The organism is Candidatus Poribacteria bacterium (genome assembly GCA_026702755.1).
Taxonomy (GTDB): domain Bacteria; phylum Poribacteria; class WGA-4E; order WGA-4E; family WGA-3G; genus WGA-3G.
Genome location: JAPPBX010000036.1, coordinates 1 through 15,351, shown reverse-complemented (window position 1 = coordinate 15,351; position 15,351 = coordinate 1). Strand labels below are relative to the sequence as shown.

Annotated in this window: 10 protein-coding genes; 1 reads left to right on the top strand and 9 read right to left on the bottom strand. The window is 47.6% G+C overall.

Features of this window, described 5'->3' with window-relative positions; all coding sequences use genetic code 11:
- Positions 1-66: 66 nt before the first annotated feature.
- The 9 genes from OXH39_06860 to OXH39_06820 form a co-directional block, all read right to left on the bottom strand.
- Complete coding sequence (locus OXH39_06860) at positions 67-2,844, bottom strand: T9SS type A sorting domain-containing protein (protein MCY3550163.1); 2,778 nt, start codon at positions 2,842-2,844, stop codon at positions 67-69.
- A 444-nt stretch (positions 2,845-3,288) separates the two neighbouring features.
- Positions 3,289-3,906: a hypothetical protein gene (locus OXH39_06855; GenBank protein ID MCY3550162.1), complete on the bottom strand. Its 618-nt coding sequence runs from the start codon at positions 3,904-3,906 to the stop codon at positions 3,289-3,291.
- 163 nt (positions 3,907-4,069) lie between these two features.
- Positions 4,070-5,203: a tRNA epoxyqueuosine(34) reductase QueG gene (gene queG, locus OXH39_06850; GenBank protein MCY3550161.1), complete on the bottom strand. Its 1,134-nt coding sequence runs from the start codon at positions 5,201-5,203 to the stop codon at positions 4,070-4,072.
- Positions 5,203-6,270, bottom strand: a complete 1,068-nt coding sequence (gene pheA, locus OXH39_06845; GenBank protein MCY3550160.1) for a prephenate dehydratase — start codon at positions 6,268-6,270, stop codon at positions 5,203-5,205. The genes queG and pheA overlap by 1 nt, the downstream gene beginning before the upstream one ends.
- Before the next feature lie 355 nt (positions 6,271-6,625).
- Positions 6,626-6,751, bottom strand: a complete 126-nt coding sequence (locus tag OXH39_06840) for a hypothetical protein (protein MCY3550159.1) — start codon at positions 6,749-6,751, stop codon at positions 6,626-6,628.
- A gap of 153 nt (positions 6,752-6,904) precedes the next feature.
- Positions 6,905-10,072, bottom strand: a complete 3,168-nt coding sequence (locus OXH39_06835) for a UPF0182 family protein (GenBank protein ID MCY3550158.1) — start codon at positions 10,070-10,072, stop codon at positions 6,905-6,907.
- 89 nt (positions 10,073-10,161) lie between these two features.
- The gene (locus OXH39_06830; GenBank protein MCY3550157.1) at positions 10,162-13,323 is read right to left on the bottom strand and encodes a BamA/TamA family outer membrane protein; all 3,162 of its coding nucleotides are present in this window, start codon (positions 13,321-13,323) and stop codon (positions 10,162-10,164) included.
- Between the two features lie 212 nt (positions 13,324-13,535).
- A complete protein-coding gene (locus tag OXH39_06825) occupies positions 13,536-14,294 on the bottom strand; it encodes a hypothetical protein (GenBank protein ID MCY3550156.1) in 759 nt (252 codons plus the stop codon).
- Positions 14,295-14,305: 11 nt separating this feature from the next.
- Positions 14,306-14,704, bottom strand: a complete 399-nt coding sequence (locus OXH39_06820) for a tetratricopeptide repeat protein (protein MCY3550155.1) — start codon at positions 14,702-14,704, stop codon at positions 14,306-14,308.
- 324 nt (positions 14,705-15,028) lie between these two features.
- Between OXH39_06820 and OXH39_06815 the strand changes: the two genes are divergently transcribed.
- On the top strand, positions 15,029-15,351 hold a 323-nt coding region (locus OXH39_06815; protein ID MCY3550154.1), incomplete at its 3' end, for a hypothetical protein.

Sequence of the window (15,351 nt, the reverse complement as noted above, 5' to 3'; positions counted from 1 at the left end):
TCTCCACTGTTCTCCTTAAGTGTATTAGGCGCGCTGCAAAAGCGCGCCTGTTGATTAAGGGAAATGTTACTTTAGGATTACCATCCGACGCGTGCTTTCAAAATCGCCTGCGGTAAATGTATAGAAGTACATACCGCTCGCGACCTTCGTTCCGAATGCGTTTCTTCCATCCCAGTATGCTGCTTTCTCTTGGCTACGATAACTGCCAGCTTCCTGTAGCCCGATGTGCAATTGACGCACAAGCCCGCCACGGACATCGTAGATTTTCAAAACGACCTCCGCCTGTTCCGCCAGATTGTAGGGGAACCAGGTTTCTGGGTTGAATGGATTCGGATAATTCTGGAAAACCGTCGTCCGTTTAATATGTCCAAATGTTGAGAGTAGATGCGACGATGGATCAACAGAGAAGGGGACATCCGCGGAACGGAATCCAAGGTCGATTGGATTGTAGATAAAAGCGGATCCTGAGTTACCGCCTGCGCTATCGCTGCCCGAGGCACCGACGATTGCAAATGAGCCTTTGATGGCGACAGATGCGCCGAATAGGTCAGATCTGCTTGTGTCGCCACCCGTAATTCGACGTTTCTCCACCCAAGATAACCCGTCGCGTAAGAAAGAATAGGCGGAACCTTTGTCGATTTGCAAGTTTTCATCTCCAAAGCGATCTACCGGTGGATGGTCATCTTTCCATGAGCCAATGATTGCGGTATCTTCGTGCAGCGCGACGGCTACGCCGAATTCATCACCGCTTTCGGCATCGGAGGCAGTGAGTTTTGCTTGTTGTGCCCAAGTTTCTCGTGTTTCTACAAAAACGTATGCAGCCCCCATGTTTTCCTGATGTCGATTCTCCTTGGGCGCGCCGACAATTGCAGCACCTTCAATCAAATCAACAGCGTAGCCGAATTCGTCGCCAATACCGATGTCATTTGAAAGGATTTGAAGTTCTTGTCTCCAGGTCGTGCCGTTGCGTGTGAAAAGATACGCTGCGCCTGAATCCGGTCCTGCTGCGTTGCTCAGGTGTGCGCCGATGAGAGCTGTATCGCCGTGGACGGAAGCAGAAAATCCAAAATGATCGCCCTGTACGGCATCTTGAGGTGTCAGTTTTGCCTGTTGTGTCCAAGCGTTCCCGTTTCGGACAAAGACATAAGCGGCACCGGAATCCGTTCCGGCTTCATCTTTCGCGTAGGCACCGATGATAGCGGTGTTTTCATGGACTGCAACAGTTGACCCGAACTGATCGAAGTCTCCAATATCGGTACCGATGAGTTTTGCCTGTTGAATCCATTCGCCATCTACCCGTATGAAAATATACACTGCACCCGCCTCGGGTCCAGCGTCATCAACACCGGGTGCACCAACAAGAATTGTTTCGCCGCTGATGGCGACACTGTTTCCGAACATATCTCCAGCTTTTCCGTCCTCAGCGGTGAGTTTACCGCGTTGCAACCAGAGGATACGGTTCCGCTCAAAGATGTATGCAGCACCGGCGTTGGGTGCGATATCATCGCCTTGTTGGGCACCGGAAACAGCGATATTGCCGCTGATAGCGACGGAGGTTCCAAACTGATCTTCGGAAGCGGTTTCTCCGTCACTCAACTTACCACTCTCTACCCACCCACTCTCTTCACTTTTTTGAAAAATGTATGCAGCACCGGAAGAGCGTCCGCCCGCGTCTTGGAGGGGGGCGCCAGCGATAATTTCGTTTCCACTAATGGCAACAGCGTATCCGAGTTGATCGCCAGCCTTTCTATCGCCTGCTGTTAATTTTACATGTTGATTCCAAAACGGTGGTTCATTTTCTGTAAAGACGTATGCAGCACCAGACTCTTCTTCACCTACCAGAGCACCTGTTGCCCCGATAACTGCGGTTGTCCCGCTAATGGTAACAGAGACACCGAAAAAGGTCGCGCCGTCTGGGTCAATCGGCATCATACGGAGCCGGATGCGGTTTCTTTTTTGCTCCCATACAGTCCCTTCACGTCTGTAGATGTAAGCGGCACCGATGCCTCTGTTACGCGGTGCGGTCACAATAGCGAAATCACCGTCAACATCAACTGCGTAGCCGTAAAAATCTTCCGATTTGGTATTGTTACCGATAAGTTTTGTTTGAAGTGTCCATGCGGATTGATTCCGTACAAAGATATAAGCCGCGCCCGCATCAAGTCCGGCTTCATCATCACGAATTGCGCCAACGATAGCGGTGTCTGCATCAAGTCCAACGGAATAACCGAAATATGAGAAGTTAGTGCCATCTGGGGCAGTGAGTTTCGCTGTCTCTTGCCAGTTTTCTCCGGTCCGCTCAAAGACGTAGACAGAACCTCCGTCTGCAAAGGGTTCATTCGTTCGGTGACCGCCAACGAGGATCGTATCTCCATCAATGGCTACTGAGGTACCGAAAAAGTCGCCCGAGTTTTCCTCCGAGCTAACGAGTTTGGTATGCTCTACCCATTCTGTGCCTTGCCGTCTAAAGACATAAGCGGCACCTGAGTTCCTTCCGACACCGTCTTTACTTGGTGCACCAATGACGGCATAATCGCCGTTCATGGCGATTGTTGTGGCGAATTCGTCTCCATCAGCTGCGTCACTGGCGTTCAGTTTTTGATGTTGCACCCATCCGGCTTCGGTGCGAAGAAAGACTTGGACTGAACCAACATCTCTGCCATGGTCAGTGTCATCTTTTGGAACACCGACCATCGCGTAATTACCACTGATACCGACACTCGCACCGAGATTGTCTTGGATAACAGCGGCACTCGTGTTGAGTTGTACCCGATCGGCACTGCTGTGTGTTACCAACCCGATCCCTAAAAAGAGGGTTAGCATAATTATCTGTAATTTCTTCAATTCTCGTACCCCACTATTAGGTGTTACCCCGATATGCTTGTGGCTATAGAAATAGGCCATTTGGCATAGTAGCGTTTCACGTTGAATTTTACCTTGGTGTAAACAATATTGGTTCGTCGCGTTTTCGGAACGCGGCTGCCAACTGTACACTACGTATGTGCAAATTGTATGCCAACCGGAAACCCGCATAAAATCGCAGAATTTCAACCGATTTCTGACATAATTTATATCATGTTGTTCATTTGGTGAACACTAACGTTGGGAATCAATCTGCCATTCCAAAAATCTCACCCGTATACGCGTGAGTTAACGTGGTTATCTGCAATCTTTCAATTTTCCTCAGGACTTACGCAACTTCCTTTGCTGGCGAGGTTTGAAACCTCGCCAGCGGCGTGCGGACCGTAGGTCCTCATTAGAAAATTGCGTAAGTCCTATTCCTGCTATCTACTCAGATACACTAAGTCTATGGATTGTTTTTGCTTTATCTTCGCCATACCACAACGCCGTGCCATCCCAAGTCAATCCATGCGGTTCACTTGGGCATGAAACCGAATTGAGTACCTCACCAGATTCAGGGTCGATTCGGTAAACGACATGGTCGTTCGTGTCGGCGTTCCAAAGTGCCTCACCATCCCATGCAAGTCCGTGTGCACGACCACCCGGTGTCTGGAGTTCGGCGAGGATTTCGCCAGTGTCAGGGCACTGTTTGATAAACCGCCCCGTGTTCATGTCAACGCTCCAGAGATGCTCGCCGTTCCATGCTAATCCGTGGGGACCTTCTCCAGGCGATTTAAATGTCGTAACGACTTCCAGGTCGGGAATCGTAAGTTTGTAGAAGGTTTGTTGCCAGATACTGTTATACCAGAGATGCTCGCCGTCCCATTCTATACCAGCTCCGCCGGGATAGGAAGGCGAAAGCGATAGTTCAACCTCGCCGGTTTCAGGGTTGATTTTATGGATAGGTCCAACCCCTTCAACACTCCAAAGTGATGTTCCATCCCAGGCGAGTCCATTTGTGCCAGCACCAGGTGCTGTAAGTTGGTGTGCAGTTGCTTCACTCATTTTTCCATTTCTCCCTTTTTTAGTTATTACGATCTGGTCATCGTTCCACTACGTTCCACAATGGTTTCCGATTAAGTCTACCTCCTTTTTAAACCTAAAGTAGGTTTTGACTTTACCAGAAACCTGCCCGTAATGAAATGGAGGGTAGCTCAAATTCAATAAATTAAAAATCTGTTTCTAAGAGTGCCTCCTGAATTTCAGTGATAACATCCTGTTCGGTTTCAACGGTTAATCGCTTCTGTAATGTTCGTTTGGCGGCATCACCACCAATTCTTCCTAATGCCCATGCGGCATGGCTCCGGACTAAAGGTTCGTCATCCGCTAATGCGTCCTTGAGTGCTGGAACGGCATGCTGCGTACCCCAGTTACCAATGGCGACCAACACATTTCGCAGGAAACCCCGGCGTTTCGCACGTTTGATTGGGCTTCCCTTGAATCGTCGGCTGAATTCCTCCTGTGTCATACCCACGAGTGAGAGCAACTTGGGTGTGAGGTTTCCGTCGCGTGGCTGAAACCCCGGTTCAGTTGTTGGGACCGCTTTGCTGTTCCATGGGCAGACCTCTTGGCAGATGTCGCACCCAAAAATCCAGTTTCCGATTTCGGGACGAAGTGCCTTCGGAATGCTCTCCTTCAGTTCTATTGTCAGGTAAGAGATGCAAAGTCGGGAATCGAGAAGGTTCGGTTCGATGATTGCATCTGTCGGGCACGCTTCGATACAGCGTGTGCAAGTGCCACAACTCCCTCGAAGTTCCGGTGTGTCGGATTCTAACACGATGTTGACGAGTACCTCCGCGAGGAAATACCAAGAGCCGGAACGCCAATGAATCAGGTTGGTGTTCTTACCGATCCAGCCGATACCTGCTTTCTGTGCATATTCCCTTTCGATAATAGGCGCGGTATCGACACATACACGGGTTCTCAATTCACTTTCAGCCGTCTGTTTGATAAAAGTAACGAGTTCTAAAAGACGTTCACGAATGAGTTCGTGATAATCATCACCCCACGCATAGCGGGAGATCTGCCCTCGCCCCGGATCGTGTGCAAGTGCTTTCGGGGGGTCGAGTGTATAATAGTTCATAGCGAGACTAATGACGGATTTCGCTTCTGCCAAAAGTTTTCGAACATCCGTCTTCAGGGAGAGATGCTTTTCAAGGTAGTGCATCTTCCCAGCGTACCCGCTTTCTATCCACTCTCGGTATCGCGCAATTGTTTCGCTGTGTGCTGCCGGTGTGACTCCGACGAGTTCAAATCCAAGTTCATTTGCGTGTGCCTGAATTTGCTGCGTTAGTGTTGACATTAACAAGTCCCGCGCGGATAAGATCCGAGAACGTTGACATTGCGACACAATTCTTCAAGCTGCTCAAGTGCGTTGATGACGCGTTCGTCGGCGATATGACCTTCCATCTCACCAAAAAAGACATACTCCCACGGTTTGGCTCGCGATGGCAAAGATTCTAAATAACTCAAATTCAGCTCCGCTTTCTTTAGGATGCCGAGGGCTTCGTGCAGGGCACCAATCTTGTCCCGAATTGAGAAGAACATTGAAGTCCGATCGTGTCCACTTGGATCCGGCATGTGTCTTCCGATGATAAAGAAGCGAGTTGTGTTATCAGGTTCATCCATAATAGTGTTGGCGACGATTGGAACCTCATAGATTTTGCCTGCGAGTTCACTCGCAATAGCAGCAGCTGACGGTTCTTGTGCAGCGCGTTGTGCCGCCTCAGATGTACTAACAACCTCAATCTGTTCAGCATTACTGAGATGTCGCTTTAGCCATATCTTACATTGCGCGAAGGGTTGCGGATGTGAGTAGACACACCGAATTTCCGTGAGCGGGGACTTTGATAAAAGATGCTGTTTTATCGGTTGAAATGTCTCTGCACAAATCCACAACGGCGTGCGTTGGAAGCGTTCCAAAACATCACGAACAGTGCCTTGGGCTGAATTTTCAATAGCCACCACACCGTAGTCCGCTCTACCAGATTCAACCTCTGTAAAAATGTCAATCTGCGGACTGATCGGGATCATTTCAGTTGACGTACCGAAATGAGATAGTGCCGCTAAGTGTCCGAAACTGCCGACAGGACCGAGGAAGGCGACCCGCTCCGGATCCTGTAAGGAACGGGATGCAGATAGAATCTCGGTCCAGATTGTCTCAAGCGCAGCTTCAGGAAACTCGCCGTGATTCTGCGCCTTCAAGCGTTCAATAATCTGTTTCTGCCGATGCGGAACATAGACCTGTGCAACGCCTGTTTCTGCTTTTAGCTCACCGACCTGCTTGGAAATTTCAGCTCGTTTCTGTAGCAGTGCTAAAATTTGGTCGTCAATCTCATTAATCTGGTCTCGGTACTTTGTTAAGTCCAATTCTTTCTAATTTTCCTTAGCGTGGCTATCAGCTGTCAGCTGTCGGCTGTCAGTTACTCGTGGGGTCGTTGCAAACGTTTGTAACAACCACAGAACGCTCTGGACTTTGACCAAGAACGCGTGCCTTAGTGAAAAATATCTGTAGACGCGTTCTTGGTCAAAACCGATAACCTTAACCATCAACTCGTGCTTTAACATTTATAACGGAGGCGAGTTGATGGTTAAAACTATTAAACTAACCGTTCAATTTCTTCATTGCCGCAATCATCTCATCGTCTGAGGGGTTATTTTTCACCATCTCAGTGAATTCCTCAGCACTTATCTCATGTTCCTCCAGGAACATTTTATCTTGCGGTCACGGGTAGATGTACTCACCGAGAATACCCTGCAGTTTTGCATTGGCTTTATCGCTGATTCTGGCTAACCATGGGATATCCCCGATAATCATATCTCGGTGACGCGGTTTCCAATCGAGAGCCATCTGTTTCACCTCCTTTAATAGCCGTCAGTACGGTTTGCTATACAAACCTTTCAGTTATCAGTCGTCAGCCATCAGCAGTCAGTAGAAGAGGTGTCTGGTGAACTTTAAATACCTCTTTAACTGACAACCGACGGCTGACTGCTGACGGCTTCTTTACTGTGTATTTCCTTCAAGTTGACGCAAAGTTTCTTCTAAAAGTTGAAGGGAGCGTCCGTATTCTGTCCAATCGCCAGCGCGTTGTGCGCTTTGTGCCTGATCGAAATAGCGGTTTGCTTGTTCGACAAGCCCTCGTAATGAGATTTGCGCTGTGCCCGGATCGGTTCCTGTTAGATCGTCAGTTGTAGCCGTAGCAGCGGTCTGAAATCGCGTTCCCTGTCCGAACATCTTAATAAGTGCCTCATCGAGGCTTTCACCCCAGACAACCTCGTTTTCGTATCCGATGACGACCCGTCTCAATTCGGGAATAGCGGTTGTTTCATCTTCGGACTGTATGTAGATAGGTTCAACATAGAGCAGAGAGTTATTCATCGGTAGAATCAACAGATTTCCACGTAAGACGCGGGATCCCTGCGTATTCCAAAGACTAATCTGCTGCGAAATCTCCGGTTCTTGGCTAATAAAGTTTTCCACCTGCATAGGACCTGCGATCTGTTTCCCTTTCGGGAATCGGTAGACAAGGAGTTGTCCATATTGGGGCAGATCACAGCGCGCGGCGAGCCATGCAGTGAGATTCGGTTTCTTGAATGGCGTGAAGGGCAACATCAACATAAATTCAGGGTTCTCTTGCCCCGGTAGCCTGATAATGACGTAGTAAGGTTCAACCGGTTGTCCCTCTACTGCTGAACGTTGAACTGTCGGTTGTTGTGGGGTAAATGGACTTCTGGGCTGTTGTGCCACTTGTCGTGTTTGGGCATCTGTATTGTCGTAGAGTTCTCTGCCAACTTCCCACTTGTCCTCTCCAGCATAAAAAGTTACTGGATCCTTCATGTGATAATCCCGATAGACATGAGCTTGAATGAGGAACATCGCTATCGGATATCGGATATGCGATTTGAGTTCATCTGGCATCTCCGCAAACGGCTTGAAAAGGTCTGGGAAGATTTTGCGATAACATTCGACAATTGGGTCCTGTTCCCGTTCCATAATATAAAAATCAACAGTGCCATCGTAAGCATCGACAATGACTTTAACAGAATTTCGGATGTAGTTCCCCCACGGCTCGCCATCTCTTTGCGTGTTTGCGGTTTGTTGTCTTCTTTCACTCGCGAACTCTCGCATCGAAACGGAATAAGGATACCGATGTGTAATCGTATAGGCATCAATCATCCAGACCAATCTACCCTTATGGAGAATAATGTAGGGATCACCGTCGTATCGCAAGAAAGGTGCGATTTTCTGAATTCGTCTTTTGATGTTCCGTTCATAGAGAATCTTGCTTGTCGACGAAATTTCACCTGGTAAGACGAAGTTAATCTCATTGTTGAATTTGAGCATGTACACCATTTTGCGCCAGAAAGAGTTGAGTTGTACACCGCCCTTTCCTTGGTAGGCATATTCGGCATACTGCTGTCCTTCTTGTGGGTAGTCGAACTCAAGCCCTTGGCTCCGTTCCGGGTGTACGATAACATAACGATCTGTCCGTTCACCGTAGTAGATACGTGGACCCGGTATCTCGCTGAACCGGTGCTCCCACTGTTCGCTGTAGTCGATCGGTGGCAATCCTTGAATGTACATGTTGGGTTTGCCGTTCTCAATCTCGTTAACAGGACTTACAACCGCGCCGTATCCGTGTGTATAGGTATAGGTTTGCTTGTACCAATCGTTTCTGATTTCCATGGGAAGTTCGTTGATATTGAGTTCCCGTCCGGATAGCATCACCTGTCGAATTTCACCGTCAACGACGTAGCGATCGATGTCAACATCATTGAAGTCGTACTGTGTACGCAGTTCTTGGAGTTGTCGGAAGGTTCTGCGCAGCGGGCGCCAATCCCAGAGGCGAATGCTATTGAAGACAGAAGCGTTTTCGGGGCTTCTTATGTCGTCATAACTCAGTTGCTCTGTGAGTGGATATTCCTCTTCCGTCACAGTGTTCTCGGCTAAGCCATAAGCTTGAAGGGTCGCTTTGATGTTATAGTTGATATAGTCTGCCTCTAACACCTGTTTTCTGGGTTCAACTTGCCATCTTTGTATAGCGAGTGGGTAAACTTGTCCGAGGATTCCAGCAATTATGAACACGGCAAGCCCACCGAAAGCGAAGGTGTTCCGTTTCAGGAAAATGCTGATGATGAAGACAATAGCGCATAGAACCGTGAGTGCCATCATGATATACAATATAGGGAGGCGCGCCTTCATTGCAGCGTATCCACCGCCACCACGGACGACATCGTTTGTGGCATAGAGCAAGTCAAACATGGCAAACTGGTAGTTCCATGCTCGGAGTAAGAGGGTTATACCTGCAAGCGTGAATAGATGTGCCTTCACACTGAAAGGTGGACTGAATCGAAATTGGCTGGTGTCTCCTGTGATTAATCCGTGGAAAAAGTAGATGACAATTGCGAATATCGTCACCAGCATAAATATACCGAAGAGTGTCCCGCAAACATACCGCTCCACTGGCATTTTGAAGACGTAGTAGGAGATGTCCTTATCGAAGATCGGGTCCCGTGCGGGAGACGTGAAGAACGCTTTTTGCCCCGGTTCTATCTGAACGGCTGTATTCAGTCGGATAGCATTGTCCAGCACCGCTTCAATGCTCGCCTCCTGATTTGTGCCATTGACCTGTACGTTTATCTGATCTCCGACTCTTATGTTTTTCGCTTGGAGTTCCAATTGTGAGACGGGGATTTCGGTAGTGTTGAGACTCTCTTCAACAATAATCGGGGTGGCAGCGCGGAAAACGAGATTCTCGGCGTTGGTGTAGCGTAGGTAAATTTCCCATCGGTCACTGGCGGTGTAACCCATCAAGACGCTGAAAAGCACTGCGAGGATCATGAGTACGCCATAAATCATTTTTCGCGTATCACCGGGATTATTTGTCGAAGCACCTGTAAAATCCGCACCTCCCATAAAAGCAGGACTGAGGTGCTCTGGTGTGAGCCGATAGATCAGGATGAGATTTATCAGAAGGATTGCCAAATAGCAAATTCCAACGATGACACCGACGAAGATTTTTGTTTGGAGAATTTTGATGTAAACGCTGAAATAGTCGACCATCTTAAACCATAGAAAGTCGGGATATAGGTTGACCCAAGTGGCTCCTAAACCCCCGATAATTGCAAGGATGACGATGGTGATAAGAGAGCGTTTGGTTCGTGAATCCATTTTTTAATTATTAACCTCCGGTCACCGTTCCACTTCGTTTCACGGTGGTTTCTGATTAATTCCAACCCTCATTGGGGTTATGAATGCTATTAAAAAGATTGCCCGAGTCCGAGATGATATTTCATACCGGGTACTATTCGAGAGAGGTCTGTATGCCACGCTGCAGCGAAATCTATCGAAAACAACCCGAGTTGTAATCGAAGTCCAGCACCGATTGAGGCTTTGACATCGGCGAGTCGAATACGATTTTCTTCTCGGGCGAATATCTTGAAAGGATTTTCCGGTCCATATTGCCAATCTGACCAGGCACCTCCTACGTCCGCGAAGGCGATCCCACGTATCCCGCCGAGTGTCCATTGGATGGGCCATCCGAAATGCAGCACATCTATGAACGGAACACGGACTTCCAAGTTGAGGATTCCGATGCGCGTTCCAACTAATTCTTCATAATTATAGCCGCGTAGTGTATCAATACCACCCAGATAAAAGTAAGATTTGTCTCTACCGAAACTACCACCGAGTAACAACCGTGCTGCAATCGTAGGACGTCTGCCAAGTCCGAAATACCGTCGTGCGTCGAAAATAACGTTTGTGAGCGAAAGTTCACTACCGAGTGCTGGGAAAGATTGCTCAAGTTCGATCCGGTAGCGTGAACCGGTATAGGGTGCCCACTCCCGCCACATCGTTGTATCTCCAACAAACGCGATGGACCCCGTTGTCAGTAGACCTCTATCATCATAAGGATCCAAAGGTTCGCTTGTTTGGAAGTTGAAAGAGAACGGCTTTGTGTACATCGAAAAATTGAGGTCAAGTCGATGGTATCTGTCAAACGGATAATTCACGAACGCACCGAGTCCGGTAATTCGCTGTAGAATCCCTCGTCTTCTCTGTATGCCGCCCAAGATGTGGTATTCGTGATAGTTGTAAATCACCGCGCCGATGTCGGTCCGGTGTGTTAAAAATCCGTATTGTGCGATAAAGTCGGGGGCGAGGTAACTCGATTGGTTCATCACACTGACCCCGATGCGATGGTTACCTAACATGTCACTACCGACGATTTGCACCGTGCTTCTCAGAATACCATCCGCTCCGAAACTGAAATCTGGGAAGATCGCATCTAAGGCGAAGGAGGATTTTGTGCTGTATTTTCGCTTGGCGATCCTATAATTCTCCTCTTCTTCCTCTGTTAAGATTACAGAGGGTTCCGCCACGGGTGGAGCCTCAATTTTTTCCGCAACAGTTTTGCCAATCTCCATCACACAAACATCGTATTTCCCGTTTTGGTAGGCACTAAACAGGAGATGTTTCCCGTCTGGAGACAAACTCGGATTGAAACAGCCTGTCATGATATTGGTAAGACGGGTTAGTTCAACTTCTAAAGGTGGGGAACCCGTAGATTCCGTGTCGCTGTCTTCAGTTGAGATGACTTCTTCGTTGCTGTGGCTGTCGGAGACCGTTGGCTTTGACCAAGAACGCGTGCCTTGTGAAAAATATCTGTAGACGCGTTCTTGGTCAAGGCTATCAGAGGAATAGTTATCTGATTTAACTGAACCCTTTCTTAACTGACTACTGTTACTTAACTGGCTACTGCTAACTGACAACTGACGACTAATTTCGAGTTTGTGTATATCGTAAATACCTTGGCTATCGGAGCAGAAGAGAATTGATTTTCCGTCTGGTGTCCAACTTGGGCTGATGGCATTATAGGTGCCGTCGGTCAGCACGCGTTCTGTACCGCTGTTGAGGTTTATCAGTACGAGTCTATTTTTCGCGCCTCGTTCGGAGGCGTAGATAATTTCGCCAGTTGTCGGATGCCACGATGGATGCGTATCGTTGAATAGGTCGAAGGTGAGCCTGTCCACTTCGCCCGTTAGCAGTTCGATTATGTAAAGATCTGTTTGACCCTCTTTTAGTGCGGAAAAGACGATCCGTTCACCGCTGCCATCGTAATCCGGGGAGGAGACGTTATCGAAGTTGAGTTCAAAATACTGCGTCAATTCCTCAGTCAAAATATTGACTTCAAGGAGATAATTAGCATCGTGATGTCTGGCGACGAAGGCGATCCTGTCGCCGTCAGGTGCCCACGCGAGACTTCTCCCGAAACCACTGAAATCGGTGCGGATCTCCTCGTATTTCTCACGGAAAAACCGCTTAGTGACCCGTTCGATACGCTCACCCGTTTTCGCGGACATCAGGACAATCTCCAGAAACCCTTCATTTCCTGTGACATACGCGATAATATCGCCGCTCGGCGACCAGACGGGTTTGATATTATGAGAGTATCGCGATTTTTCGGTAAGGTTCTTCGCGACAAGGTCTGGAAGTTCCCTATCTTCAATGAGGGGCCAGTACCGTTTTTTGACTGTCTGCCGCCACGCCTTATCAAATTCTTTGAGTTCTACACCGAGCACTTCCGTAAAAACACGGTTGATGTCCTTTGTACGGCTCTGTCGTAACCCTTGCAAAATCTCAGGGATTTTCTCACGTCCATAAGTCTCTGTGAGATATGCGACCGCTAATTGCCCCAACTTATACCCAACGAAGGGTGAGCTAAGTCGGTTGAAATTGTGGAGTTGCGGTAGCGGCACAATGTTATTATTCATGCTGGCATCGCGGATGACCATCTCCCCGATTGCATCGTTGTCTTCAGCAAAGTGGTCCGCCATTCCCTCTATAAACCAAATTGGCGGGGAATAGAGAAATTCGCCACTATAGATGCGCGCATGCGGTTTCTGATAGATAATGTCATATTGGAAGATATGAATGAGTTCGTGGTAAATTACCTCTCGAAACGCTTCAAGGGAGCCGGTGAACGGTATAACGATACGGTGCTTAAAGAGTTCTGCGAACCCGCCGATCCCCTCGTGAAGTTCTTGGAGAATTATGTTGGTTTCTTGGAAATCCTTGTGGGATTTGTAAAGAATGAGGGGTGTTCTGTCTTGCAACTCATGCTCGAAATCCTCGCTGTGTTGCTCATAAGCCTCTTCAGCAATGGCAGCCATAATGGGCACAAGTTTCGCTTCGCTTGGGTAGTAGTGGATGTCAAAATGTTCCGTCCGGTGGATGTGCCAATCGAAGCGTTGCCCTGTAATTTTGTTTTTACCAAAACCAAAACCTTGCGCCCACCCAACACAAGGCGCGAGTAGGCTCAGGACAAGGAGTGTTACTACTAACCTTCGTCCTATTGTATCGGCAGTATGGTTTTCGGACACGCCGCTGGCACGTCCGATTCTCTTTCTCTCTTTTTTCACACTTCTCACCTTTTCCTCTGGTGCTATAAACACTTTGCTGGCGGAGACTTTATGTAATTTCTGGAACCTGTCTCATAAATATCAGTATGCTTGTCCCTAAAGAACCTTTTTTATCAAGTATATTGTAAGTCCCCTGATAAGAGGGATTTAGGGGGTTTCTTCTATGAAATATTTTTATTCAAAAATACCCTCAAACTATTTATGTACTATACTCAATTTACCAAATACCTATCTTCACTCTCGTAATGTGGGGAGATTTGACGCGTAAATTCTGATACCGCACGTCTGCCGAGTTCTCTGATAGTATTCGCCTGTGGTCCTACCTGTGAGAAAATAAACGATCCGATAGTGTGCGCCTCAGCAGTGCTCCGCCGATAAGACTCATCCCAGACGATCTGTTCGGTTTCAACATCGACAATAATTACACGGAGTGAGAGCAGATAGGTTTTCTGCATGTAATCTTGATAGTCCATGACGTAGCGTTGCCGTCGGACCGAGTAGCGTTCTCCATAATAACGCCTTGGACGGCTATCGGCGTAAAATCGGAAACTTCCGATGATAACGGCTTTTACCTCGAAGTAATCTCCGAGTTCGCTCAGCTGCTTTGTATTGGAAAGCCAATTTTCTTCGATAGTTTCCCCCGTCAGCAGTCGTGTTGTTTCTGGTGTGCTGACGACTTCAAAATGTTTTTGGCGTGCTAAACCCCTTCGGAGGATTGAGGCGATCTCCTCGCCGATCTCTGGAGGTAACTTTTCGTTGCGTTCTACCTGTTTTTCGCTGACGAACGGCAAAACGGCAAAGTTGGAATAGCGCGTGATGTCGATTTCAGATTGCACCTTCACCGGAATAGAAACACGCGTTACAGCACTGCTACATCCGCACAGTGTTAAAACTATCAATAGGATTCCAAGTTTTTCGCCGTTTCCGCTTGCAAACCGGAAACTTGCAGTTAAAAATTTTGCTATCTGCATCCTATGCATCCTTATTCCGTGGCAGGAGATTCTTCTTCGTCTTCCAGCTGCGGGGCATCGCCACCGCCACTGCGTCGTAGATGTATACGGCACCGTCGATAGTTGAGTCTGTAGTATTTGTTATTCGGTTCTAATTCTGCCGCGCGTTGGTAGGAGGCGATAGCCTCGTCCATGTTTCCGAGTGCTTCGTAAGCGACACCGAGGTTATTATGTGCCTTGGAATCCTCCGGGTCGATATTGATAACCTGTTTCCATCGAAAAACGGCTTCGTTCCAAAGCTGCGCTTGTGCTGCTTTTATTGCAAATCGATTGTAAGCCTCGGTCTGCGTGGCATCACGTGATCCAGCGCACCCGAACAAAATTAAGCAGCCAATAATAGCGATAGACGCGGGTCGGATGTATCTTAACACGTTTATCACCTCAAGATTTTTGTGGTATTTATTTACAAGTTACATCAATGTATTTTACACTATATCCACCTTTTGCGTCAAGGGAAAAATAGGTTTCTCCAGACGTTTCGTTTTGTAGGAACGACCTCTCGGTCGCGACCCTTGGTGGTTTCCTTAATTGCTGAAAACTGAATGGTTCTGAACCTGGGGATAAAATATTGTCAATTTTGGGGGTGGTGTGATATACTTTATTATATTACTATTACTTATTATATTCTTAGTCCTCAATAGGAAAAAACGTCTGATTATCTATATCGGTGAGTCTGTCACAGCAGAAGTTTGTCAATGGATATAAAGTATACAGATCAACAGATAGCGGCACTAATTACTGAGCGTAAGGTTTTGCCAGATGATTGGCGTATCCAACTAAATAGGTCCAATAGTTTGTATATCATTGGGGAAAACGGGAACCGTTTCCGCGTCATAACCAATCAAAATAAAAAACATCCATCAGATTTTTCGGTAATTTTGGCGGTTATAAATCCTAAAACTGGGGCGACCTTTCGGATCTGTCGCTATAATGGTATGCCTAAGCGTCCGCACAATAACAAAACTGATATTTATCAGAGTTATCAAGGAGGCAGTAATCATCAAGAGATGACAGGTAT